Raw genomic sequence first — 21,999 nt, 5'->3', positions numbered from 1 at the left:
CTCCGTTGAGAGTCGGCAATAGAGCGGCAGGCAAGCTAACCGTCGCCCCGTTGCAAGCTTCATACTCTTCCCGAGGAATTTTCCATGGCCCGCGAATATCCGCTGGAACGCTACCGCAATATCGGCATCATGGCGCATATCGACGCCGGTAAGACCACCACGACCGAGCGGATCCTGTACTACACCGGCAAGTCCTACAAGATCGGCGAAGTCCACGACGGCGCCGCCACCATGGACTGGATGGAACAGGAACAGGAACGCGGCATCACCATCACGTCGGCCGCGACCACGACCTTCTGGGCCGCCGAAGACGGCCAGGGCCCGAAGCACCGCATCAACATCATCGACACCCCCGGCCACGTTGACTTCACCATCGAAGTCGAACGCTCGCTGCGCGTGCTCGACGGTGCGGTCGCCGTGTTCGACGGCGTCGCAGGCGTGGAACCCCAGTCCGAAACCGTATGGCGCCAAGCCGACAAATACGGCGTGCCGCGGATGTGCTTCATCAACAAGCTGGACCGCACCGGCGCGGATTTCTATTACTGCGTGCAGTCGATCGTCGACCGCCTCGGCGCGACCCCGCTGGTGCTGTATCTCCCGATCGGCGCAGAAAGCGACCTGAAGGGCGTCGTCGATCTGGTGAACAATCGCGGCATCGTCTGGGAAAACGACGGTCTGGGCGCGACGTTCAACTATGTCGATATCCCCGAGGATCTGGCCGACAAGGCCGCCGAATATCGCGAAAAGCTGATCGAAACTGCCGTCGAGCAGGACGATGAGATCATGGAAGCCTATCTCGAAGGTGAAGTTCCCGATGCGGCCACGCTTAAGAAGCTGATCCGCAAGGGCACCATGGCGCGCGACTTCGTTCCCGTGCTGTGCGGTTCGGCCTTCAAGAATAAGGGCGTACAGCCGCTGCTCGACGCAGTGGTCGATTACATGCCGTCGCCGCTCGACGTGCCCGCCATCGAAGGTGTGCTGCCCGACAGCGACGAGAAGGACTCGCGTCCGTCGTCGGACGATGCGCCGTTCTCGGCTCTGGCCTTCAAGATCATGAACGACCCGTTCGTCGGTTCGCTCACCTTCACCCGCATCTATTCGGGCAAGCTCACCAAGGGTTCGGTTCTGAACTCGGTGAAGGACAAGAAGGAAAAGATCGGTCGTATGCTGCTGATGCACTCGAACAACCGCGAGGACATCGATGAAGCGTTCGCAGGCGACATCGTGGCGCTGGCCGGCATGAAGGACACGACCACGGGCGACACGCTGTGCGATCCCGCAAAGCCGATCATCCTTGAGCGTATGGAATTCCCCGAGCCGGTCATCGAACTGTCGGTGGAGCCCAAGACCAAGGCCGACCAGGAAAAGATGGGCGTGGCGCTCAATCGACTGGCTGCCGAGGATCCGAGCTTCCGCGTCACCACCGATCACGAATCGGGCCAGACGATTATCAAGGGCATGGGCGAGCTTCACCTCGATATTCTTGTCGATCGCATGAAGCGCGAATTCAAGGTCGAGGCCAATGTCGGTGCGCCCCAGGTGGCCTACCGCGAATACCTCGCGAAGCCGGTTGACGTCGACTACACCCACAAGAAGCAGTCGGGCGGTTCGGGCCAGTTCGGTCGCGTGAAGGTCAAGGTCACGCCGGGTGAGCGCGGTCAGGGCTTTGTCTTTGAAGACAGCATCAAGGGCGGTAACATTCCGAAGGAATATATCCCCGCGATCGAAAAGGGTCTGCGCGAGCAGGCCGAGAGCGGCTATCTGGTCGGCTTCCCGATCATCGACTTCACCGTCGAACTTTACGACGGTGCGTACCACGACGTCGACTCGAGCGCGATCGCGTTCGAAATCGCCGGTCGCGGCGCGATGCGCGAAGTGGCCCAGAAGGCAGGTATCAAGCTGCTCGAACCCATCATGAAGGTCGAGGTCGTTACGCCCGAGGATTACCTTGGTGACGTGATCGGCGATCTCAACTCGCGTCGTGGCCAGATCCAGGGCACCGACTCGCGTGGCAATGCGCAGGCTGTCGAAGCCAATGTGCCGCTGGCCAACATGTTCGGCTATGTGAACGAGCTGCGTTCGTTCACGCAGGGTCGTGCACAGTACACGATGCAGTTCAGCCACTATGACGAGGTCCCGGCAAATGTCGCGGCCGAAGTTAAGGAGAAGCTTGCGTAAGCAGCTTCATCGGTCTAGGGGCGGGCGCCTGATTCACGGGTGCCGGCCTCAAGTCCGCCCAATCATAATCACCGGATCAGCATATCCAGACGAATAGAGGTCTTTGAAAATGGCGAAAGCTAAGTTTGAGCGGAACAAGCCGCACTGCAACATCGGCACCATCGGTCACGTTGACCACGGCAAGACCACGCTGACCGCAGCGATCACCAAGGTGCTCGCTGACGAGTTCGGCGGCGCAGCCGTTGACTTCGCGAACATCGACAAGGCTCCCGAAGAGCGTGAGCGCGGCATCACCATCTCGACCGCACACGTTGAGTACGAAACCGGCGCGCGCCACTACGCACACGTCGACTGCCCGGGCCACGCCGACTATGTGAAGAACATGATCACCGGTGCCGCTCAGATGGACGGCGCGATCCTGGTGGTGAACGCTGCCGACGGCCCGATGCCCCAGACCCGCGAGCACATCCTGCTGGCCCGTCAGGTCGGCGTGCCTGCCCTGGTCGTGTTCATGAACAAGGTCGATCAGGTCGACGATCCGGAACTGCTGGAACTGGTCGAGCTGGAAATCCGTGAGCTCCTGTCGAGCTACGACTTCCCGGGCGACGATATTCCGATCGTGGCCGGTTCGGCACTGGCCGCTCTGGAAGGCCGCGACGACGAAATCGGCAAGGACAAGATCCTCGAGCTGATGAAGGCCGTCGACGACTACATTCCGCAGCCTGCCCGTCCGGTTGACAAGCCGTTCCTGATGCCCGTCGAAGACGTGTTCTCGATTTCGGGCCGTGGTACGGTTGTGACCGGCCGCGTCGAAACCGGCATCGTGAAGGTGGGTGAGGAAGTCGAGATCGTCGGCCTCAAGGACACCCGCAAGACCACCGTCACCGGCGTTGAAATGTTCCGCAAGCTGCTCGACCAGGGCGAAGCTGGCGACAACATCGGCGCACTGGTTCGCGGCGTTGCCCGTGAAGACGTCGAGCGTGGTCAGGTCCTCTGCAAGCCCGGTTCGGTCAACCCGCACACCGAGTTCAGCGCAGAAGTCTACGTGCTGTCGAAGGACGAAGGTGGCCGTCACACGCCGTTCTTCGCCAACTATCGCCCGCAGTTCTACTTCCGTACCACCGACGTGACCGGCGAAGTGATCCTTCCCGAAGGCACCGAGATGGTCATGCCCGGTGACAACGTCACCATCGGTGTGAAGCTGATCGCTCCGATCGCGATGGACGAAGGTCTGCGTTTCGCAATTCGTGAAGGTGGCCGTACCGTCGGTTCGGGGGTTGTCAGCACCATCACGAAGTAATATAGGCCTGCTCGCCGGCAGGGAGTGATTCTCTGCCGGACAGGTTTTTGAGAGGGGGCCGCCCCTTCCCGGGTGACCGGTGAGGCGGGGCGGGCCTTTCTTTTTTTGAGGCGGGGCACTTTTTCTTCTTTGGGAAGATGGCCCGCTTCTTGGCTCTTTCGCATCGGTAGTTGGACATGGAAGCTCAGAATATCCGCATTCGCCTTAAGGCGTTTGATCATCGCGTTCTCGACACGGCAACGGGTGAGATCGCAGAAACCGCCCGTCGCACGGGCGCGCTTATTCGGGGGCCCATTCCGCTGCCGACGCGTATCGAGAAGTTCACCGTGAACCGCGGCCCGCACATCGACAAGAAGTCGCGGGAGCAGTTCGAGGTTCGTACCTACAAGCGGCTGCTCGACATCGTTCAGCCCAACGCCCAGACGGTCGATGCGCTGATGAAGCTCGATCTGGCTGCTGGCGTCAACGTCGAGATCAAGCTGGCCTGATAGGCCGCGGGTCTCGCTGAAGGCCGAAAGGCTTTCGCAAGACATTGGGATACCGCCGGAGCGCCGCTTTCCAAGTGGCATGGGTTCTCCGGGCCGCGTCCCCCGTCTCGCTTCCATCATTCGTGATGGTGGCACTCAGCCCGGACGGGGCGATGCTTACATAATCGGGCTGAAACGGGCTGTGGCGGCATGTGCTTCCACGGCTCTTCACGCACCCGGGGGTGGTCCCCGACGTGCCTCTGTCACCGGGCCTATGGCGAATGGTCGCTATGCCCATGTTTAGGAGTTTTGATCATGCGCACTGGCGTGATCGCCAAGAAAGTCGGGATGACCCGCCTGTTCCAGGAGGACGGTCGGCACGTGCCTGTTACCGTTCTGGCGCTGGAAGATTGTCAGGTTGTCTCGCACCGCACGCTCGACCGCGATGGCTATGTTGCCGTTCAGCTGGGCGCCGGTGAGGCGAAGCAGAAGAATGTGGCCAAGCCGCAGCGCGAGCATTTCGCGAAGGCTGAGGTTCCGCTCAAGATGAAGGTTGCCGAGTTCCGTCTTGAGGGCGAGGATGGCCTCCTTCCCGTCGGCGCATCGATCTCGGCCGAGCATTTCATTGCCGGCCAGAAGGTGGACATCACCGGGCACACGCAGGGCAAGGGCTTTGCCGGTGCCATGAAGCGTTGGGGCTTCGGCGGTCTGCGCGCATCGCACGGCGTGTCGCTCTCGCACCGTTCGCACGGTTCGACGGGCAACCGCCAGGATCCGGGCAAGGTCTTCAAGAACAAGAAGATGGCCGGTCACATGGGTGACCGCCAGCGTACCCAGCAGAACCTGGAAGTCGTGCGCACTGACGCCGACCGCGGCCTGATCTTCGTCAAGGGCTCGGTGCCCGGCGCGAAGAACGCCTGGCTGCTGGTTTCGGACGCTGTCAAGCTGCCTCTTCCCGAAGGCGTGCCGTTCCCCGGCGCCGTGATCGAGAAGAACGCCGTGGCCGCTGCTCAGGAAGCGCCCGTCGAAGCGACCAACAATGACGCCGCAGAGGGCACCGCGCCCGACGCCGGCGAGAACAAGGAGGGCTGATCCGTGAAGGTGAAGGTCCAGAAACTCGACGGCAAGGCGTCGGGTGACATCGAGCTGAATGACGACGTCTTCGGCCTCGAACCGCGCGAGGACATCCTCCATCGCGTCGTCACCTGGCAGCTGTGGAACCGTCGCGCCACTGCCCGCCCGACGCGTGAGCGTTCGGACGTGGCCCGCACCGGCAAGAAGTGGGGTCGCCAGAAGGGCGGCGGCACGGCTCGTCACGGTGACCGCGCTGCTCCCGTCTTTATCGGTGGTGGTAAGGCTCATGGTGCCCGCAAGCGTGATTTCGACATCTCGCTGAACAAAAAGGTCCGCTCGCTCGGTCTGCGCATGGCGCTGTCGAGCAAGGCCAAGGCCGAAAACCTGTTCGTGCTGGAATCGCTGGAGCTGGCAGAAGCCAAGACCAAGGCGCTGGCAACCGACTTCGCGAAGCTGGGCTTCGGCAAGAAGGTTCTGGTGATCGACGGCGAAGCTGTCGAAGACGGTTTCCGCAAAGCAGCCGGTAACCTGGTCGGTGTGGACGTTCTCCCCGCAGTGGGCGCGAATGTCTATGACATCTTGAACCACGACACGCTGGTGCTGACCCGCGCCGCTGTCGAAAAGCTGGAGGCGCGTTTCAATGGCTAAGGCTGAAATCGACATCCGGCATTACGACGTGATCGTCGCGCCGCACATCACCGAGAAGGCAACGCTTCTCTCGGAGAACAATGCGGTCGTGTTCAAGGTCGCCAACGACGCCACCAAGCCGCAGATCAAGGCTGCGGTCGAGGCTCTGTTCGGCGTGAAGGTCACGGGCGTGAACACCATTGTCCAGAAGGGCAAGAGCAAGCGCTGGAAGGGTGCACCCTACAAGCGCACCGATGTGAAAAAGGCGATCGTCACCCTGGCTGAAGGCCAGTCGATCGACATCACCGAAGGCGTACGGGGCTAATCATGGCACTCAAGAACTACAAACCGACGAGCCCGGCCCGCCGCGGCCTCGTGTTGGTCGACAAGTCGGGGCTCTACAAGGGTAAGCCCGTCAAGTCGCTGACCGAAGGCAAGCGCAAGACCGGTGGTCGTAACAACAAGGGCCATGTCACTTCGCGTGGCATCGGCGGTGGTCACAAGCAGAAGTACCGCTACATCGACTTCAAGCGTCGTAAGTGGGACATGCCTGCGACTGTCGAGCGTATGGAATATGACCCCAACCGCACGGCCTTCATCGCATTGGTGAAGTACGAGGACGGTGAGCAGGCCTATATTCTCGCTCCGCAGCGTCTCGCCGTAGGCGATACCGTTGTGGCTGGTGAAAAGACCGATACCAAGCCGGGCAACGCCATGTTGCTCAGCCAGATGCCGGTCGGCACGATCTGTCACAATCTCGAGATGAAGCCGGGCAAGGGCGGTCAGATCGCTCGTTCGGCTGGTGCCTATGCACAGATCGTCGGTCGTGACCGTGGTCTGGTCATCGTGCGCCTTAACTCGGGCGAACAGCGTTACCTGCGCGGCGATTGCATGGGTACGGTTGGCGCGGTGTCGAACCCCGACAACTCGAACCAGACGCTGGCGAAGGCCGGTCGTCGTCGCTGGATGGGCAAGCGTCCGCTGACCCGCGGTGTTGCGAAGAACCCGGTCGATCACCCGCACGGTGGTGGTGAAGGTCGTACTTCGGGTGGCCGTCATCCGGTTACCCCGTGGGGCAAGCCGACCAAGGGTGCTCGCACTCGTCACAATAAGCAGACGGACAAGATGATCATCCGGTCCCGTCACGCGAAGAAGAAGAGGTAAGACCCATGGCACGTTCGCTTCGCAAGGGTCCGTTTGTCGAGCTTTCGCTGCTGAAGAAGGCAGAGGAAGCGCAGGAAAAGAACAGCCACGCGCCGATCAAGACCTGGTCGCGCCGCTCGACTGTCCTGCCCCAGTTCGTTGGCCTGACGTTCAACGTCTATAATGGCCAGAAGTTCATCCCCGTGTCCGTGAATGAGGACATGGTCGGCCACAAGCTTGGTGAATTCGCGCCCACGCGCAACTTCCCGGGTCACGCCGCAGACAAGAAGGGCAAGCGCTGATGAGCAAGCAGAAAGCTCCGCGCCGCGTTGCCGATAACGAGGCTCTGGCCGTCGGGACCACGATCCGTGGCTCGGCTCAGAAGCTGAACCTCGTTGCGGGTCTTATCCGCGGCAAGAAGGCCGAGGAAGCGATGAACATCCTCGCTTTCTCGAACAAGGCGATGGCTGTCGACGCACGCAAGGTGCTCGCCAGTGCGATTGCCAATGCCGAGAACAATCACAACCTGGACGTCGATGCCCTGGTCGTTGCGGAAGCATCGGTCGGCAAGTCGATCACCATGAAGCGTTTCCACACGCGGGGCCGTGGTAAATCCACGCGCATCCTGAAGCCGTTCAGCCGGTTGCGCATCGTGGTCCGCGAAGTCGAGGAGGCCTGATCATGGGTCAGAAGAGCAATCCGATCGGCCTGCGTCTGCAGATCAACCGTACCTGGGACAGCCGCTGGTACGCCGAAGGGCGTGACTATGCCGGCCTGCTCAAGGAAGATATTGAGATCCGCAAGTTCATCGTCGACACGCTGCCCCAGGCCGCGATTTCGAAGGTGGTGATCGAGCGTCCGGCAAAGCTTTGCCGCATTTCGATCTATGCAGCCCGTCCCGGTGTGATCATCGGCAAGAAGGGCGCGGACATCGAAAAGCTGCGCGCCAAGCTGGCGAAGATGACCGACAGCGAAGTGAAGCTGAACATCGTCGAAATCCGCAAGCCGGAAATCGATGCGAAGCTCGTCGCACAGGGCGTTGCGGATCAGCTGATCCGTCGTGTGGCTTTCCGCCGTGCGATGAAGCGCGCCGTGCAGTCGGCGCTGCGTCTTGGCGCCGAAGGCATCAAGATCGTGTGCGGCGGTCGTCTTGGCGGCGCCGAAATCGCCCGCGTGGAATGGTATCGTGAAGGTCGCGTGCCGCTCCACACCCTGCGTGCCAATGTGGATTATGCCGAAGCCGAGGCGCTGACCGCCTATGGCATCATCGGCATCAAGGTCTGGATCTTCAAAGGTGAGATCATGGCCCACGATCCGATGGCGCAGGACCGTCTGATGATGGAGGCCCAGACCTCCGGCGTGCGACCCGCGCGCTGAGGCTAGGCTGAGGTAAGAGCAATGCTGCAACCGAAAAAAACCAAATTCCGCAAGGCGTTCAAGGGCAAGATCCATGGCAACGCCAAGGGCGGCACCGCGCTGAACTTCGGTTCCTATGGCCTGAAGGCTATGGAGCCCGAGCGTATCACCGCACGCCAGATCGAAGCGGCCCGCCGCGCGATCACGCGTCACATCAAGCGCCAGGGTCGCCTCTGGATCCGCGTTTTCCCCGACGTGCCGGTTTCGAAGAAGCCTGCCGAAGTCCGTCAGGGTAAGGGCAAGGGTTCGGTGGAATACTGGGCTGCTCGCGTGAAGCCGGGCCGTATCCTGTTCGAGCTCGATGGCGTTGCCGGTCCGCTGGCCGCCGAAGCGTTCGAGCGCGCCGCGATGAAGCTGCCCATCAAGACCAAGGTCGTTGCCCGTCTTGGCGACACCTCGCATCTGGGAGGCGAATGATGGCCAACAAGACCGAAGACCTGCGCACCAAGACCGACGATCAGTTGACCGCTGACCTTTCGGAGCTGAAGCGCGAGGCGTTCAACCTGCGCTTTCAGGCAGCGACCAACCAGATCGAGCGTCCCGCTCGGATCAAGGAAGTCCGCCGCGAGATCGCGCGCATCAAGACGCTGCAGGGCGAACGCGCCCGCGCAGCGAATTAAGGAGCCAACCGATGCCGAAGCGTATCCTGATCGGGACGGTTGTTTCCGACAAGACCGACAAGACGGTGGTCGTGAAGGTAGAGCGTAAGGTGAAGCACCCGCTCTACGGCAAGATCATCCGCCGTTCGAAGAAGTATCACGCGCACGACGAAGACAATGCCTATCGCCCCGGCGAATGGGTACGGATCGAAGAGACCGCGCCGATGTCTAAGCTGAAGACGTGGAAGGTCATCGACCGCGTCGGTGGCAAGGCCGATGTCGCGCTCGAGGCGAACCTCGACGTCGAAGCTGCGGGCAACTGAGCCCGCTTTAGAGTTTTGGAACTGCCGGGCATTTGGTCCCGGCAAGCCGAGAAGAAGGAACCGGATCGATGATCCAGATGCAGTCAAACTTGGATGTCGCTGACAACAGCGGCGCCAAGCGCGTCCAGTGCATCAAGGTGCTGGGCGGATCGAAGCGTCGCACCGCGAGCGTTGGCGATGTCATCGTCGTCTCCGTCAAGGAGGCGCAGCCCCGTGCCAAGGTCAAAAAGGGCGACGTTCACCGCGCCGTGATCGTGCGTACCAAAAAGGACGTGCGTCGTCCCGACGGTAGCGTGATCCGCTTTGACTCGAATGCCGCAGTCCTCGTGAACAAGTCCGAGGAACCGATTGGCACCCGTATCTTCGGCCCCGTCGTGCGCGAACTGCGCGGCAAGGGCTTCATGAAGATCATCTCGCTTGCTCCGGAGGTGCTGTAATGGCTGCCGCAAAGATCAAGAAGGGCGATAATGTCGTCGTGCTGTCGGGTAAGGACAAGGGCAAGACCGGTACGGTCGCCCAGGTCATGCCCCTTGACGGCAAGGTCGTGGTGGAAGGCGTGAACGTCACCACCCGTCACCGCAAGCCCACCCAGATGAACCCGCAGGGCGGCATCGACCGCGCTCCTGCGCCGATGGCGATCAGCAAGGTCGCCGTTGCCGATCCCAAGGATGGCAAGCCTACCCGCGTCCGTTTCGAAACGAAGGACGGGAAGAAGGTGCGCGTTGCCGTCAAGTCCGGGGAGACGATCGATGGCTGATAAATACACCCCGCGCATGCGCACCAAGTATGACGAGGAAATCGTCAAGGCCATGACCGAGAAGTTCGGTTATGCGAACCGCTACGAAGTGCCCAAGCTGGAAAAGATCACGCTCAACATGGGCGTGGGCGAAGCGAGCCAGGACAAGAAGAAGGTCCAGACCGCTGCCGCTGAAATGGAGCTGATCGCTGGCCAGAAGCCCGTGATCACCAAGGCGAAGAAGTCGATTGCGCAGTTCAAGCTGCGTGAAGGCATGCCGATCGGTTGCAAGGTGACCCTGCGCCGCGAACGCATGTTCGAATTCCTCGACCGCCTGGTCACCATCGCAATGCCCCGCATCCGCGACTTCCGTGGTCTGAACCCGAAGTCGTTCGATGGTCGCGGCAATTACGCGATGGGTCTGAAAGAGCAGATCATCTTTCCCGAGATCAGCTATGACCAGATCGAGAAGGTGCGTGGCATGGACATTATCGTGACCACCACCGCGAAGACCGACGAGGAAGCCCGCGAGCTTCTGCGTCTGTTCGGATTCCCGTTCCCGGCCGAAGCGTCGGAAGAAAAGGAAGCGGCGTGAGCCGCCCCGGAAAGAGAGCTTAAGTCCATGGCGAAACTGAGTTCCGTGAACAAGAACGAGCGTCGCAAGAAGCTTGTCAAGAAGTACGCGAACCGCATCGCGAAGCTGAAGGCGATTGCTGATGACGAGTCGCTTGACGACGGCGAGCGTTGGCTGGCCCGTCTGAAGCTGGCCGAGGTGCCCCGTAACGGCAACCCGACCCGCGTGCGCAACCGTTGCACCACCACTGGCCGCCCGCGCGGTTATTACCGCAAGTTCGGTCTTAACCGTATCGAGCTGCGTGATCTGGGCAACAAGGGCCTGATCCCGGGCCTGACCAAGTCGAGCTGGTGAGGAATTAACCTATGGCGATGACCGATCCCCTGGGTGACATGCTCACCCGTATCCGCAACGGCCAGCAGGCGAAGAAGGATTCCGTCCTTTCGCCCGCATCGAAGCTGCGTGCGAACGTTCTGGAAGTGCTCCAGCGCGAAGGCTACATCCGTGGCTATAGCGAAGACGCGACCGGCAAGCACAAGGCGCTGCGGATTGAACTGAAGTATTTCGAAGGCGAGCCTGCGATCAAGCATCTCGCTCGCGTCTCCAAGCCCGGTCGCCGGGTCTATTCGGGCTCGAAGGAGCTTCCGAATGTCCGTGGCGGTCTTGGCATCACCATCGTCTCGACGCCCAAGGGCGTGCTCTCGGATGCCGAGGCACGCACCGAGAACGTCGGCGGCGAAGTGCTGGCGGAGGTGTTCTGATGAGCCGCATCGGTAAGAAGCCGGTTGCGATCCCCGGTGGCGTCGAGGCGAAGATTGCCGACGGCGTGCTGAGCGTGAAGGGTCCCAAGGGCACCCTCACCATGGGGCTGACCGACCTGGTCACCTATGAAGTGCAGGACGGTCAGATCGCCGTTCAGCCGGTGAACGACAGCAAGAAGTCGCGTTCGTTCTGGGGCATGCAGCGAACGCTGGTGTCGAACCTGATCGAAGGCGTGACCGAAGGTTACTCGAAGACGCTGGAAATCAAGGGCGTCGGCTATCGTGCGCAGTCGCAGGGCAAGAAGCTGAAGCTTCAGCTCGGCTTCAGCCACGACGTCGACCTCGACGTTCCCGAAGGTCTGGACGTGAAGACGCCCGACCAGACGACTGTCATCATCTCGGGCATCGACAAGCAGGCCGTGGGCCAGTTTGCCGCCGAGGTTCGCCGCTGGCGCAAGCCCGAGCCGTACAAGGGCAAGGGCATCAAGTACCAGGGCGAGTATATCTTCCGCAAGGAAGGGAAGAAGAAGTAAGATGGCCAAGCTTTCTCTTTTCGAACGCCGCCGCCGCCGGGTCCGCTCCGCGCTGCGCGCTCGTGGCAACGGTCGTCCCCGCCTGTCGGTGCACCGCACCGGCAAGCACATCTACGCGCAGATCATCGATGACAGCGAAGGCCGCACCGTGGCCGCCGCTTCGACGCTGGGCGCGAAGGCCTCGGGCGCGAATGTCGATGCCGCGACGCAAGTCGGCAAGGACATCGCAGCCGCCGCCAAGAAGGCGGGCGTGACTACGGTTGTGTTCGACCGTGGCGGCTTCCTGTTCCATGGCCGCGTCAAGGCGCTGGCCGACGCTGCGCGCGAAGGCGGGCTGGAGTTCTGATGATGGCAGAAGAAAACAACAACGAAACCCCGCAGGTCGATAACGCGGGTGAAACCCCGACCCCGACGGTTGCAAGCACCGAAGCGGCTGACAACCAGTCGACCGCTGCCGGTGATGCGCCGACCGAGCGTGAGGGTCGTGGTCGCCGCGAACGTGGCGATCGCGGCGGTCGCGGTCGCGGTCGTGGCCGTGACGACCGTCGCGGCGGTCGTGGCCAGCGCGAGGAAGAGGGCGAGGAACTCATCGAGAAGCTCGTTCACATCAACCGCGTTTCCAAGACCGTGAAGGGCGGTAAGCGTTTCGGCTTTGCCGCGCTGGTCGTGGTCGGTGACGGCAAGGGCCGTGTCGGCTTTGGCCATGGCAAGGCCCGCGAAGTTCCTGAAGCGATCAACAAGGCCACTGCTTCTGCCAAGAAGAAGATGGTTCGCGTTCCGCTCAAGGACGGCCGCACGCTGCATCACGACGGCAAGGGCCGTTTCGGTGCGGGCAAGGTCAATGTTCGCACGGCGCCTCCGGGTACCGGCATCATCGCCGGTGGTCCGATGCGCGCTGTCTTTGAGGCTCTGGGCGTTGCCGACGTGGTGACCAAGTCGGTCGGCACCTCGAACCCCTACAACATGATCCGCGCCACGTTCGATTCGCTGACCAACCAGACTTCGCCGAAGTCGGTTGCCCAGCGTCGCGGCAAGAAGGTCGCTGACCTTCTGGGTCGCGGTGGCGCAAGCGAGGCCGAGGCGGAAGCCGAAGCCGCCGCCCTGGTGGAGTAAGCTATCATGGCAAAGGCAAAGACCATCAAGATCAAGCAGATCGGTTCGCCGATCCGTCGCCCTGAAAGCCAGAAGAAAATTCTGGTCGGCCTGGGCCTTGGCAAGATGCATCGCGTCGTCGAAGTGCAGGACACTCCCGAAGTGCGCGGCGCCATCGCCAAGCTGCCGCATATGGTGGCCGTAGTCGACTGATCCGGTCGACCATCGCGTCCGCCGAACGGCAAGCGATACTTGACATGAGGCGGCCCGGGCGCGTACCGGGCCGCCTTCATTTGAAGGCCGGAGCACCGGTCTGATTTTTTCAGCGCGAAGAAAAGCGAAAGCGAGTGCAATTATGAAACTGACTGATATCCGTGACAACGAAGGTGCGCGTCACCGTCGTATGCGCATTGGCCGTGGCATCGGCTCGGGTAAGGGCAAGACCGGTGGTCGTGGCCAGAAGGGCGCGAAGAGCCGTTCGGGCGTTTCGATCGCCGGCTTCGAAGGCGGCCAGATGCCGTTGCACATGCGTCTGCCGAAGCGTGGCTTTAACAATCCGTTCGGCAAGGATTATGCCGAGGTGAACCTTGGCATGATCCAGAAGTTCATCGATGCGGGTAAGCTCGATGCCAAGGGTACCATCGATCACGCAGCGCTGCAGGCTGCCGGTCTGGCTCGTGGCGGCAAGGATGGTGTTCGTCTTCTTGCCAAGGGTGAACTGACCAGCAAGGTCAGCTTCAAGGTCGCGGGCGCATCCAAGGGCGCCGTGGCGCAGGTCGAAAAGCTGGGCGGGAAGGTTGAGACCACCGCTCCGGCCAAGGCTGCTGCCGAATAATCCGCAAGACTTTCTGCCGGCGGGGGTGTTAGCATCCCCGCCGGCACTCTATATGCGCGGGCGCAAGGCCCAATGGTCTTGCAGGAGGGGCGCGTCTGTTGTTAGCGCGTTCCGGTACTTCGGTCCGGTTGGATCGATCAGCCCGTCACCTGCATAGGCATTGATTACCGATGGCATCACGCGCCGATAATGTTGCGAGCTCTCTCAGCCTCGCCAATTTCTCGAAAGCGACCGAGCTCAAGCAGCGTATCTGGTTTACGCTGGGTGCACTGATCGTGTTCCGCTTCCTCAGCTTCGTGCCGCTGCCGGGCGTCAATCCGCTTATCCTGCAGGACCTTTACGACCAGACGCGCGGCGGCGTGCTGGATCTGTTCAACACATTCTCGGGCGGCAGCCTTGAGCGTATGAGTCTCATTGCGCTCGGCGTCATGCCCTATATTACCGCCTCGATCGTCGTTCAGCTGGGCGCGGCTCTGCATCCGGCGCTGGCGGCCCTCAAGAAAGAGGGTGAGAGCGGGCGCAAGAAGCTTAACCAGTATACCCGTTACGGCACGGTCGGCCTGACGGCGGTACAGGGCTATTTTCTTGCTGTCGGTCTTGAAACCTATGCCGCGGCCAGCGGGCTGAACGCAGTGGTCGATCCGGGCCTCATGTTCCGTATCGGCGCAGTAATCTCGCTAGTCGGCGGGACCATGTTCCTGCTGTGGCTGGGTGAGCAGATTACCTCGCGCGGGATCGGCAATGGCGTTTCGCTGATCATTATGGCGGGTATTGTCGCCCAGTTCCCGACCGTCGGCGCGCAGCTGATGGAAGGCGGCCGTTCGGGCTCGATCCCGTCCTATCTGATCGTGATGCTCTTCGTAACGATCATCGGGTTGATCCTCTTCATTTCGTTCATGGAGCGTGCTCAGCGCCGGCTGTTGATCCAGTATCCCAAGCGTGCCCAGCAGCGGGGGGGCATGCAGGCCGACCGTTCGCACCTGCCGCTCAAGCTGAACACCTCGGGCGTCATCCCGCCGATTTTCGCCAGCTCGTTGCTGTTGCTGCCGCTGACGATCACGCAGTTCGCCGGTAACTCGGTCACGCCCGACAGCACCATGGGCGGCGTGCTGGTCACCTTAAACCAGTATCTGCAGCACGGGCAGCCGCTGTATATGCTGCTTTACGCGGTGGGGATCATCTTCTTCTGCTTCTTCTATACGGCGGTTGTCTTTAACCCCGAGGAGACGGCCGAGAATCTGAAGCGCGGTGGCGGGTTTATTCCGGGCATCCGTCCGGGGCGGAACACGGCGAACTATCTCGACTATGTGCTGACGCGCATTACCGTGATCGGTGCTGCCTATCTGACGCTGGTCTGCGTTCTTCCGGAATATGTGATCGCGCAGACGGGACTCCCGTTCTTCCTCGGTGGAACGAGTCTTCTCATCGTTGTCAACGTAACCGTTGATACTATCGCGCAGATCCAGAGCCATCTGCTAGCACATCAGTACGGCGATCTTATCAAGAAGGCCAAATTCAAGGGTCGGTTGCGCTGACATCCTGTCCTAAGGTGTCGGTTCGATCAGGTGGGAGGAAGCGCAAGTGAATATCATCCTTCTCGGGCCTCCGGGGGCAGGCAAGGGAACGCAGTCGCAAAGGCTGGTGACCAAATTCGGCATGCGGCAGCTGTCCACGGGCGACATGCTGCGCGCGGCGGTCAAGGCGCAGACGCCGGTCGGTATCCAGGCCAAGGCGGTCATGGACGCAGGCGAACTGGTTTCCGACGAGATTGTCTCGGCGCTGATTTCCGCCGAACTGGCCGCAATGGGGGATGAAACCGGCGCGATTTTCGATGGCTATCCGCGGACTGCGGAGCAGGCACATTCGCTGGACGATATCCTCAAGGAACATGGCCGCACGCTCGACCATGTGATCGAACTGGAAGTGAATGAAGATGCGCTCGTCGAGCGTATTACCGGTCGCTATACCTGTGCGAATTGCGGCAAGGGCTATCACGACACTTTCGAACAGCCAAAGCAACTTGGTGTATGCGACAAATGCGGATCGACCGAGTTCAAACGCCGTCCCGATGATAATGAGGAAACGGTTCGGACGCGCATGGCCGAGTATCGCGCGAAGACCGCGCCGATCCTGCCGGTCTATGAGGCGCGCGGCATCGTGAGCCGTGTTGACGGCATGGCCGATATCGATGAAGTGACCTTGGCGATTTCAAAAATCCTGTCCTGACCGTTTTGTCGGACCCTCTTGCGACTTCCCCTTGCAACCTGTTCGGTCCCCGTCCTAACCAACGGGTGATCGAGCGATAGAGGGGACAGGGTAATGCGGGCCATCTTCCAATTCGGCGCAATCGCGGCCAGTTCGGTGTTTGCGGCGGGCCCCGTCCACGCCGAAGTAGCCTTGCTGAAGGAGGACTTCTTTGTCGTCCGGCATACGGAGACTGTCGCTGCCAGTCCCGAGGCAGCTTGGGACGTCCTCCTTTCGCCTGCCGACTGGTGGAGCGGCGAGCACAGCTTTTCGGGCGATGCTGAGAATTTTATCCTCGACGCGCGCGCGGGGGGCTGCTTTTGCGAAATGCTGCCCGCAGGCGATGGACGGCCCGAGCCGGGCAGTGTCCGCCATCTTGAGGTGATTTTTCTCGATCCGGGCAAGGCGATGCGCCTGACCGGCGCGCTTGGCCCACTGCAGAGCGAGCCTTTGAACGGGGTGCTGACGATCACCTTCAAGCCGGTCGACGGTGAAACGCGCATCCTTTTCGAATATGCGGTTGGCGGGCCATCGCGTTTCGATCCGCAAACGATTGCGCCTGCCGTGGACGCGGTAATCGGGGAACAGTTGGAACGGCTTGCGGCCTTGTTGGGGCAGGGCAAGGCGAAAGCTGACGACGTGCCGGTCGAGGCTGCACCTGCCGAAGTTGCACCTGCCGCCTTGCCCCCAGCCTGTTTTGGGCGCTGAGACGAGGGCGGTGCCGCCGATCGAGCCCGTTCCAGATGTGGTGGCTGACGCTGAGCCGGTGCCCGACGAATCCGAAGACGGCGGGATCGGAGCCGATTTCCTGTCGGGAACCTGACAGACAATCGAAAGGTCGTGCCATGGCCTGAGATTTTTGACCTTTGGCAGGCTTTGCGTTATATGCGGCAAGGATCAGGAAGCGGTGGCGCGCAAATCGTGCCGTCCGTTTTTCTGCATGCGTCAGACAGCCGTTGACATAACCGGCGAATCTGCGTAAGCGCGCCCCTCGCTCGTCTTTAAATGACAGTGGTCCGGCCGGATCGCGTGTTTGCGCGTTCTATCCGGGCTTTTTGCCGTTCAGGCAATTCGTCATTCAAATTCAAGCGATACGCGATGAGATAGGGGCCGTGATCCGCACTGGTGCTGATACCGCGCAACCCCTGTGGAGCAGGAGAATTTTGTGGCTCGTATTGCCGGGGTGAACATCCCCACCAACAAGCGCGTTATCGTGGCGCTTACCTATATTCACGGTATCGGTTCGAAATCGGCCGTCGACATCGCCGACAAGCTCGGCATTGATCACGCCCGCCGCGTGCAGGACCTGACCGACGCCGAAGTGCTGCAGATCCGCGAAGCGATCGACGCTGAATATGTGGTCGAAGGCGACCTTCGCCGCGAAACCGCGATGAACATCAAGCGCCTGATGGACCTGGCCTGCTATCGCGGCCTGCGTCACCGCAAGGGGCTGCCCGTTCGCGGTCAGCGCACCCATACCAACGCCCGTACCCGCAAGGGCAAGGCCAAGCCGATCGCCGGCAAGAAGAAGTAATTCACTACCCTTGGTAGCGAATTTCTTCCACTAGATCAGGATACGAGACAATGGCACGCGAACCTCAGCGCATTAAGCGGCGCGAGCGCAAAAACATCTCCAGCGGCGTCGCGCATGTGAACGCAAGCTTCAACAACACGATGATCACCATCACCGACGCGCAGGGCAATGCGATCAGCTGGTCCTCAGCGGGCATGATGGGCTTCAAGGGTAGCCGCAAGTCGACTCCCTATGCTGCCCAGGTCGCTGCTGACGATGCCGGCAAGAAGGCCGCCGAACATGGCGTCCGCACCCTGGAAGTCGAAGTAAAGGGCCCGGGTTCGGGTCGCGAAAGCGCTCTGCGCGCTCTGCAGGCGGTGGGCTTTACCATCACCTCGATCCGCGACGTGACCCCGATCCCGCACAACGGCGTGCGTCCGTCCAAGCGTCGTCGCGTCTGATACGGCTGGCGGGGCGTAGGATCCACGCCCCGTCTGTCCGCCTGCCCAAGGCTCATGCCGCGCCCTCACGCGGTTATGGCCACCCAAGAACAAACCCCAGGGGAAGCCCATGTCCGTCAATATGAAGAACTGGCAGGAACTGAAGAAACCCAACAATCTCGAGATCAAGGGGCAGGGCGACGCCAAGCGTCGTGCGACCTTCGTGGCCGAGCCTCTGGAGCGTGGCTTCGGCCTTACGCTCGGCAATGCGCTGCGCCGTGTTCTGCTGTCGTCGCTGCAGGGTGCTGCGATCACCTCGATCAAGATCGACAACGTGCTGCACGAATTCTCGTCGCTGGCCGGTGTTCGTGAAGACATCACCGACATCGTTCTGAACGTCAAACAGGTTGCGCTGAAGATGGAAGGCGAGGGCGTGAAGCGCCTGAATCTGTCCGTCACCGGCCCCGCCGAAGTGACTGCGGGCGACATTCAGGTGTCGGGCGATATCGAGGTGATGAACAAGGACCTCGTGATCTGCCATCTCGACGATGGCGCCACGCTCAACATGGAACTGACTGCGGACACCGGCAAGGGTTACAGCCCCGCCGTGGCCAACCGTCCGGCCGATGCGCCGATCGGTCTGATCCCCGTCGACTCGTTGTATTCGCCGGTTCGTCAGGTCAGCTACAAGGTTGAAAATGCGCGCGTCGGCCAAGAACTGGACTACGACAAGCTTTCGCTGACTGTCGAAACCGACGGCACCGTGACGCCCGAAGACGCGGTGGCCTATGCCGCCCGCATCCTGCAGGACCAGCTGGCCCTGTTCGTGCACTTCGAGGACGGTATCCCGCAGGGCGCTCCGCAGACCGCTGGTGCGGCTGCCGCCGCTCCCGAGGAATCGGATGCGAACCAGCTCAACCGTTACCTCCTTAAGAAGGTGGACGAGCTGGAACTGTCGGTGCGTTCGGCCAACTGCCTCAAGAACGACAACATCATCTATATCGGCGATCTGGTGCAGAAGACCGAGGCGGAAATGCTCCGCACTCCGAACTTCGGACGCAAGTCGCTGAACGAAATCAAGGAAGTCCTGTCGTCGATGGGTCTGCGCCTTGGCATGGATATCCCGGGCTGGCCGCCCGAGAATATCGAGGAAATGGCCAAGAAGCTGGAACAAGAGCTTCTCGGTTAAGAGCTTCCCGTCCTGGCGACGGCCGGGGCGGGAGACCGGGTATCGGGCTGGACCTTAATCAGCCTGGATCGGGGTACCTCATACGGCCCCCCTACGAACGAAGGAATGAACTATGCGTCACAAGATGTCGGGGCGTAAGCTCCAGCGTAAGACCGGCCACCGTAATGCGATGCTTCGCAACATGGCCGCGGCTCTGATCAAGCACGAGCAGATCAAGACCACCACGCCCAAGGCGCGCGAACTGCGTCCCTATGTCGAAAAGCTGATCACGCTGGCAAAGCGCGGCGGCCTGTCGAACCGTCGTCTGGCGCACAGCCGCCTGCTCGACGATGCGCAGCTGACCAAGCTGTTCGACGTTCTGGCAGAGCGTTATGCCGATCGTGAAGGCGGTTACACCCGCATCATCAAGGCAGGCATTCGCGCTTCGGACGCGGCACCGGTTGCGATCATCGAACTGGTCGACCGCGACGTCGAAGCCAAGGGCCAGGACAGCGGCCCCGTGATGAGTGACGAGGACGAATACGAGGACGCCTGATCGGCCTCGGCTTCGGTCTGACGAATTCAAGAGGGCGTCGGCGGATATTCTGCCGACGCCCTTTTTCTTTTCTGCCTTTGACCATCAGCGTGCTGCCGGCAGGCCGTTGCGTTTGAAACTTGATCATGGCGCGCGCGGCTCTACCATTGTGTTTATGATCGCTTTCGTACGTCGCAGCCTCAGCTTGCTGCTCGCCACTGCCACGCCGCTTGCCGCCCAGGCCCATGCGCAGGATATGACCCAAACCCGAACCCGGACAATCGAGGACGCACAATTGCCATCCTATCCCGAAACGCGCCGCGATGACGTCGTCGAAACGATCTTCGGTGAACCTGTGGCCGACCCATATCGCTGGCTGGAAACGGACGTGCGCAACAGCGCCGAGGTTGCAGATTGGGTCGCCCGCCAAAGCGCTTATACCAATGCGTTTCTCCAAACCCTGCCCGAACGCGATTGGTTTGCCGACAGGTTGGGCGAACTGCTGGATTACGAACGTTTCGGCGTGCCCGAGAAAAAGGGCGATCTGCTGTTTTATGGCTATAATCCCGGGCTTGCCGATCAGGACGTACTGATGGTGAAGCCGGCAGGCGGCGGCGTGGATGCCCAAGGCAAGGTCCTGCTCGATCCGAATGAATGGTCGCAGGATGGCACTGTCGCACTGGCAGGCTGGAACCCGTCTCCAAATGCCAAGGTGCTGTCCTATTCGGTGCAAGAGGCGGGAAGCGACTGGAATGTGATCCGCTTCCTCGACCTTGCCACGGGTGAGGAACTGGCCGACGCCATTGAATGGGTCAAAGTGGGCGGCGCGAACTGGATCGACGACCGCCGTTTCGTTTATGCACGCTTTCCCGAACCGTCAGAGGGCGAGGATTTTCAGGTCGCGAACCGCAACCAGCAGGTCTGGTTGCACGAACTGGGGCAGCCGCAATCGGCGGACAGGCTGGTTTATGCCACGCCCGATCGGCCCGCGATGCTGAATGGTGCCAGCGTCAGCCATGATGGGCGCTGGCTCTATATCTATAGTCAGGATGGCTCGACCCCGGGCAACGAATTGCGCATTCTGCCTGTCGATGATCTGGATGCAGCGCCTTTTGTCGTGGCCGACACCATGGATCACCAATGGAGCGTGGTCGAAGCCGTTGGCGAGCGGATCATCCTGCGTACAGATAAAGATGCGCCGCTCTATCGCCTGATGGAGCTCGACATGGCCGCCGCGGTGCCGGAAATGCGCGAACTGGTGCCCCAAACGGCGCATAATATGGACGCTGTGCGCGTGATGGGCGATCGGATCGTCATCGATTACCTCGAAGATGTAAAATCGCGCCTGCACCTGTTCACGCTCGACGGGCAGCCTGCGGGGCAGGTCGAATTGCCCGGCATCGGTTCGGTCGCCGGTCTCTCGGGCGAAGTGGGCGAAGACGAAGCCTGGTTCGGATTCAGCTCGTTCAACCGGCCTGCCGACATCTTCAGCCTGAACCTGCAAAGCGGGTCGACGAAATCGATCCTGAATCGCGAACTGGCGTTCGATCCCGACGATTTTTCGGTCGAACAGATTTTCTACACTTCGGCGGATGGAACCGAAATCCCGATGTTCGTCGTCAGGAGAGCCGACATTAAGGGGCCGGTGCCGACGCTGCTTTATGCCTATGGCGGCTTCAACGTTTCGCTTCCGCCCAGCTTTTCGTCGACCCGTATGGCGTGGCTGCAAGCGGGCGGTGCGTTTGCTCTCACCAATATCCGTGGCGGCGGTGAATATGGCAGCGCATGGCACGATGCAGCGCGCGGCCCGAAGCGTGAGAACGCCTTTGCCGATTTCATCGCGGCGGGCGAGTGGCTGAAGGCCAACGGGGTAACCGGCGGCGATCAACTGGCCATTCAGGGCGGGTCGAACGGCGGGTTATTGATGGGTGTGGTTACCAATCGCCGTCCCGACCTGTTCGATGCGGTGAACCCCGATGTCGGCGTGATGGATATGCTGCGGTTCGACCGTTGGGGGTATGGCCGTGCATGGGCGGCCGATTACGGTTTCCCCGACAAGGAAGAGGATTTTCGCGTCCTGCGCGGCTATTCCCCCTATCACAACATCCCCGAAAGCGGCGATTATCCGCCCATTCTGGTCACCACAGCCGATACCGACGACCGCGTTATCCCGGGGCACAGCTTTAAGTATGCCGCCGCACTTCAAGCTGCGGACTTGGGTGGATCGCCGCATCTGATCCGTATCGAAACGCGCGCAGGCCACGGGGCAGGAATGCCAATCTCGAAAATCATCGATAAGAACGCCGACGTTCTGGGCTTTCTCGCCCATTTCACGGGCTTGGTCCCCGACGGGAGAATTGTTCAGTAAATCGAAGGGCAAGATGAACGCGCGCTGACACCAAAGTTCAGCGCGCCATCATCGCCCATGGTGCATCTTGCGT

Annotated in this window: 31 protein-coding genes; all 31 read left to right on the top strand. The window is 61.1% G+C overall.

The features are described from left to right. The first annotated feature begins 84 nt into the window (after positions 1-84). The 31 genes from fusA to LOZ74_RS11205 all read left to right on the top strand — a co-directional run bounded on the left by fusA (position 85) and on the right by LOZ74_RS11205 (position 21,926). The gene (gene fusA, locus LOZ74_RS11355) at positions 85-2,178 is read left to right on the top strand and encodes an elongation factor G (protein WP_230280780.1); all 2,094 of its coding nucleotides are present in this window, start codon (positions 85-87) and stop codon (positions 2,176-2,178) included. Positions 2,179-2,287: 109 nt separating this feature from the next. Then, the gene (gene tuf, locus LOZ74_RS11350) at positions 2,288-3,478 is read left to right on the top strand and encodes an elongation factor Tu (protein ID WP_230280781.1); all 1,191 of its coding nucleotides are present in this window, start codon (positions 2,288-2,290) and stop codon (positions 3,476-3,478) included. A gap of 176 nt (positions 3,479-3,654) precedes the next feature. Beyond that, positions 3,655-3,966, top strand: coding sequence for a 30S ribosomal protein S10 (gene rpsJ, locus LOZ74_RS11345; RefSeq protein ID WP_066775157.1), 312 nt, complete (start codon positions 3,655-3,657; stop codon positions 3,964-3,966). 294 nt (positions 3,967-4,260) lie between these two features. Next, positions 4,261-5,037, top strand: coding sequence for a 50S ribosomal protein L3 (gene rplC, locus LOZ74_RS11340; protein WP_230291297.1), 777 nt, complete (start codon positions 4,261-4,263; stop codon positions 5,035-5,037). A 3-nt stretch (positions 5,038-5,040) separates the two neighbouring features. Beyond that, complete coding sequence (gene rplD / locus LOZ74_RS11335; RefSeq protein WP_230291296.1) at positions 5,041-5,667, top strand: 50S ribosomal protein L4; 627 nt, start codon at positions 5,041-5,043, stop codon at positions 5,665-5,667. Continuing rightward, positions 5,660-5,971 (top strand): 50S ribosomal protein L23, encoded by a 312-nt coding sequence (locus tag LOZ74_RS11330; RefSeq protein WP_230291295.1) that lies wholly within the window; start codon positions 5,660-5,662, stop codon positions 5,969-5,971. Before rplD ends, LOZ74_RS11330 begins: the two co-directional genes overlap by 8 nt. 2 nt (positions 5,972-5,973) lie before the next feature. Further along, positions 5,974-6,810 carry a 50S ribosomal protein L2 gene (gene rplB, locus LOZ74_RS11325; protein ID WP_230280785.1) on the top strand — a complete coding sequence of 279 codons (837 nt, stop codon included), beginning with the start codon at positions 5,974-5,976 and terminating at the stop codon, positions 6,808-6,810. A 5-nt stretch (positions 6,811-6,815) separates the two neighbouring features. Next, a complete protein-coding gene (gene rpsS / locus LOZ74_RS11320; RefSeq protein WP_230280786.1) occupies positions 6,816-7,091 on the top strand; it encodes a 30S ribosomal protein S19 in 276 nt (91 codons plus the stop codon). Then, positions 7,091-7,468, top strand: a complete 378-nt coding sequence (gene rplV, locus LOZ74_RS11315) for a 50S ribosomal protein L22 (RefSeq protein WP_230280787.1) — start codon at positions 7,091-7,093, stop codon at positions 7,466-7,468. Before rpsS ends, rplV begins: the two co-directional genes overlap by 1 nt. Positions 7,469-7,470: 2 nt before the next feature. Then, complete coding sequence (gene rpsC, locus LOZ74_RS11310) at positions 7,471-8,166, top strand: 30S ribosomal protein S3 (protein ID WP_230280788.1); 696 nt, start codon at positions 7,471-7,473, stop codon at positions 8,164-8,166. Between the two features lie 21 nt (positions 8,167-8,187). Then, a complete protein-coding gene (gene rplP / locus LOZ74_RS11305) occupies positions 8,188-8,622 on the top strand; it encodes a 50S ribosomal protein L16 (RefSeq protein ID WP_230280789.1) in 435 nt (144 codons plus the stop codon). Next, entirely contained in the window at positions 8,622-8,825 is a 204-nt protein-coding gene (rpmC, locus tag LOZ74_RS11300; RefSeq protein WP_230281757.1) for a 50S ribosomal protein L29, read from the top strand. Before rplP ends, rpmC begins: the two co-directional genes overlap by 1 nt. 11 nt (positions 8,826-8,836) lie before the next feature. Further along, a complete protein-coding gene (gene rpsQ, locus LOZ74_RS11295; RefSeq protein ID WP_230280790.1) occupies positions 8,837-9,127 on the top strand; it encodes a 30S ribosomal protein S17 in 291 nt (96 codons plus the stop codon). Between the two features lie 68 nt (positions 9,128-9,195). Beyond that, positions 9,196-9,564, top strand: a complete 369-nt coding sequence (gene rplN, locus LOZ74_RS11290) for a 50S ribosomal protein L14 (RefSeq protein WP_066775183.1) — start codon at positions 9,196-9,198, stop codon at positions 9,562-9,564. Beyond that, positions 9,564-9,884 (top strand): 50S ribosomal protein L24, encoded by a 321-nt coding sequence (rplX, locus tag LOZ74_RS11285; RefSeq protein WP_230291294.1) that lies wholly within the window; start codon positions 9,564-9,566, stop codon positions 9,882-9,884. The genes rplN and rplX overlap by 1 nt, the downstream gene beginning before the upstream one ends. Then, the gene (rplE, locus tag LOZ74_RS11280) at positions 9,877-10,458 is read left to right on the top strand and encodes a 50S ribosomal protein L5 (protein WP_230280792.1); all 582 of its coding nucleotides are present in this window, start codon (positions 9,877-9,879) and stop codon (positions 10,456-10,458) included. The genes rplX and rplE overlap by 8 nt, the downstream gene beginning before the upstream one ends. Before the next feature lie 27 nt (positions 10,459-10,485). Next, positions 10,486-10,791: a 30S ribosomal protein S14 gene (rpsN, locus tag LOZ74_RS11275; RefSeq protein WP_230280793.1), complete on the top strand. Its 306-nt coding sequence runs from the start codon at positions 10,486-10,488 to the stop codon at positions 10,789-10,791. A gap of 11 nt (positions 10,792-10,802) precedes the next feature. Then, positions 10,803-11,198 carry a 30S ribosomal protein S8 gene (rpsH, locus tag LOZ74_RS11270; RefSeq protein WP_230280794.1) on the top strand — a complete coding sequence of 132 codons (396 nt, stop codon included), beginning with the start codon at positions 10,803-10,805 and terminating at the stop codon, positions 11,196-11,198. After that, positions 11,198-11,731, top strand: a complete 534-nt coding sequence (gene rplF, locus LOZ74_RS11265; protein WP_230280795.1) for a 50S ribosomal protein L6 — start codon at positions 11,198-11,200, stop codon at positions 11,729-11,731. The genes rpsH and rplF overlap by 1 nt, the downstream gene beginning before the upstream one ends. Before the next feature lies 1 nt (position 11,732). Beyond that, on the top strand, positions 11,733-12,077 hold the full coding sequence (rplR, locus tag LOZ74_RS11260) for a 50S ribosomal protein L18 (protein ID WP_230280796.1): 345 nt from the start codon (positions 11,733-11,735) through the stop codon (positions 12,075-12,077). After that, positions 12,077-12,844, top strand: coding sequence for a 30S ribosomal protein S5 (gene rpsE / locus LOZ74_RS11255; RefSeq protein ID WP_370638041.1), 768 nt, complete (start codon positions 12,077-12,079; stop codon positions 12,842-12,844). The genes rplR and rpsE overlap by 1 nt, the downstream gene beginning before the upstream one ends. Positions 12,845-12,850: 6 nt before the next feature. Next, a complete protein-coding gene (gene rpmD / locus LOZ74_RS11250; protein WP_230280797.1) occupies positions 12,851-13,036 on the top strand; it encodes a 50S ribosomal protein L30 in 186 nt (61 codons plus the stop codon). A 142-nt stretch (positions 13,037-13,178) separates the two neighbouring features. Beyond that, on the top strand, positions 13,179-13,658 hold the full coding sequence (gene rplO / locus LOZ74_RS11245) for a 50S ribosomal protein L15 (RefSeq protein ID WP_230291293.1): 480 nt from the start codon (positions 13,179-13,181) through the stop codon (positions 13,656-13,658). Between the two features lie 170 nt (positions 13,659-13,828). Next, positions 13,829-15,193, top strand: a complete 1,365-nt coding sequence (gene secY / locus LOZ74_RS11240; RefSeq protein ID WP_230280799.1) for a preprotein translocase subunit SecY — start codon at positions 13,829-13,831, stop codon at positions 15,191-15,193. Positions 15,194-15,239: 46 nt separating this feature from the next. After that, positions 15,240-15,884 carry an adenylate kinase gene (locus LOZ74_RS11235; protein WP_230291292.1) on the top strand — a complete coding sequence of 215 codons (645 nt, stop codon included), beginning with the start codon at positions 15,240-15,242 and terminating at the stop codon, positions 15,882-15,884. Positions 15,885-15,977: 93 nt separating this feature from the next. Further along, positions 15,978-16,610, top strand: a complete 633-nt coding sequence (locus tag LOZ74_RS11230; RefSeq protein WP_230291291.1) for an SRPBCC domain-containing protein — start codon at positions 15,978-15,980, stop codon at positions 16,608-16,610. Positions 16,611-17,067: 457 nt separating this feature from the next. Continuing rightward, a complete protein-coding gene (rpsM, locus tag LOZ74_RS11225) occupies positions 17,068-17,436 on the top strand; it encodes a 30S ribosomal protein S13 (RefSeq protein ID WP_230293881.1) in 369 nt (122 codons plus the stop codon). Between the two features lie 50 nt (positions 17,437-17,486). Further along, complete coding sequence (rpsK, locus tag LOZ74_RS11220; RefSeq protein WP_057884041.1) at positions 17,487-17,876, top strand: 30S ribosomal protein S11; 390 nt, start codon at positions 17,487-17,489, stop codon at positions 17,874-17,876. Between the two features lie 109 nt (positions 17,877-17,985). Then, positions 17,986-19,044 (top strand): DNA-directed RNA polymerase subunit alpha, encoded by a 1,059-nt coding sequence (locus tag LOZ74_RS11215; protein WP_230280802.1) that lies wholly within the window; start codon positions 17,986-17,988, stop codon positions 19,042-19,044. Positions 19,045-19,156: 112 nt separating this feature from the next. Then, positions 19,157-19,579, top strand: a complete 423-nt coding sequence (gene rplQ / locus LOZ74_RS11210) for a 50S ribosomal protein L17 (protein ID WP_230291290.1) — start codon at positions 19,157-19,159, stop codon at positions 19,577-19,579. 235 nt (positions 19,580-19,814) lie between these two features. Then, positions 19,815-21,926 (top strand): prolyl oligopeptidase family protein, encoded by a 2,112-nt coding sequence (locus tag LOZ74_RS11205; RefSeq protein WP_230291289.1) that lies wholly within the window; start codon positions 19,815-19,817, stop codon positions 21,924-21,926. Positions 21,927-21,999: the final 73 nt, after the last annotated feature.

The organism is Croceicoccus sp. Ery5 (assembly GCF_020985325.1).
Taxonomy (GTDB): domain Bacteria; phylum Pseudomonadota; class Alphaproteobacteria; order Sphingomonadales; family Sphingomonadaceae; genus Croceicoccus.
The sequence above is the reverse complement of the archived record's forward strand: the minus strand, read 5'-3'. Positions and strand labels throughout refer to the sequence as shown.

Coding starts and splice junctions, on each gene's coding strand:
- rplF (WP_230280795.1), top strand. CDS start 11,198: ATGAGCCGCATCGGTAAGAAGCCGGTTGCGATCCCCGGTGGCGTCGAG.
- fusA (WP_230280780.1), top strand. CDS start 85: ATGGCCCGCGAATATCCGCTGGAACGCTACCGCAATATCGGCATCATG.
- rpmC (WP_230281757.1), top strand. CDS start 8,622: ATGGCCAACAAGACCGAAGACCTGCGCACCAAGACCGACGATCAGTTG.
- rplQ (WP_230291290.1), top strand. CDS start 19,157: ATGCGTCACAAGATGTCGGGGCGTAAGCTCCAGCGTAAGACCGGCCAC.
- rpmD (WP_230280797.1), top strand. CDS start 12,851: ATGGCAAAGGCAAAGACCATCAAGATCAAGCAGATCGGTTCGCCGATC.
- rpsK (WP_057884041.1), top strand. CDS start 17,487: ATGGCACGCGAACCTCAGCGCATTAAGCGGCGCGAGCGCAAAAACATC.
- rpsJ (WP_066775157.1), top strand. CDS start 3,655: ATGGAAGCTCAGAATATCCGCATTCGCCTTAAGGCGTTTGATCATCGC.
- LOZ74_RS11215 (WP_230280802.1), top strand. CDS start 17,986: ATGTCCGTCAATATGAAGAACTGGCAGGAACTGAAGAAACCCAACAAT.
- rpsN (WP_230280793.1), top strand. CDS start 10,486: ATGGCGAAACTGAGTTCCGTGAACAAGAACGAGCGTCGCAAGAAGCTT.
- LOZ74_RS11330 (WP_230291295.1), top strand. CDS start 5,660: ATGGCTAAGGCTGAAATCGACATCCGGCATTACGACGTGATCGTCGCG.
- rplC (WP_230291297.1), top strand. CDS start 4,261: ATGCGCACTGGCGTGATCGCCAAGAAAGTCGGGATGACCCGCCTGTTC.
- rpsH (WP_230280794.1), top strand. CDS start 10,803: ATGGCGATGACCGATCCCCTGGGTGACATGCTCACCCGTATCCGCAAC.
- rpsE (WP_370638041.1), top strand. CDS start 12,077: ATGATGGCAGAAGAAAACAACAACGAAACCCCGCAGGTCGATAACGCG.
- rplO (WP_230291293.1), top strand. CDS start 13,179: ATGAAACTGACTGATATCCGTGACAACGAAGGTGCGCGTCACCGTCGT.
- rplB (WP_230280785.1), top strand. CDS start 5,974: ATGGCACTCAAGAACTACAAACCGACGAGCCCGGCCCGCCGCGGCCTC.
- rpsQ (WP_230280790.1), top strand. CDS start 8,837: ATGCCGAAGCGTATCCTGATCGGGACGGTTGTTTCCGACAAGACCGAC.
- rpsS (WP_230280786.1), top strand. CDS start 6,816: ATGGCACGTTCGCTTCGCAAGGGTCCGTTTGTCGAGCTTTCGCTGCTG.
- tuf (WP_230280781.1), top strand. CDS start 2,288: ATGGCGAAAGCTAAGTTTGAGCGGAACAAGCCGCACTGCAACATCGGC.
- rplE (WP_230280792.1), top strand. CDS start 9,877: ATGGCTGATAAATACACCCCGCGCATGCGCACCAAGTATGACGAGGAA.
- rplP (WP_230280789.1), top strand. CDS start 8,188: ATGCTGCAACCGAAAAAAACCAAATTCCGCAAGGCGTTCAAGGGCAAG.
- LOZ74_RS11205 (WP_230291289.1), top strand. CDS start 19,815: ATGACCCAAACCCGAACCCGGACAATCGAGGACGCACAATTGCCATCC.
- rplX (WP_230291294.1), top strand. CDS start 9,564: ATGGCTGCCGCAAAGATCAAGAAGGGCGATAATGTCGTCGTGCTGTCG.
- secY (WP_230280799.1), top strand. CDS start 13,829: ATGGCATCACGCGCCGATAATGTTGCGAGCTCTCTCAGCCTCGCCAAT.
- LOZ74_RS11230 (WP_230291291.1), top strand. CDS start 15,978: ATGCGGGCCATCTTCCAATTCGGCGCAATCGCGGCCAGTTCGGTGTTT.
- rplN (WP_066775183.1), top strand. CDS start 9,196: ATGATCCAGATGCAGTCAAACTTGGATGTCGCTGACAACAGCGGCGCC.
- rpsC (WP_230280788.1), top strand. CDS start 7,471: ATGGGTCAGAAGAGCAATCCGATCGGCCTGCGTCTGCAGATCAACCGT.
- rplR (WP_230280796.1), top strand. CDS start 11,733: ATGGCCAAGCTTTCTCTTTTCGAACGCCGCCGCCGCCGGGTCCGCTCC.
- rplV (WP_230280787.1), top strand. CDS start 7,091: ATGAGCAAGCAGAAAGCTCCGCGCCGCGTTGCCGATAACGAGGCTCTG.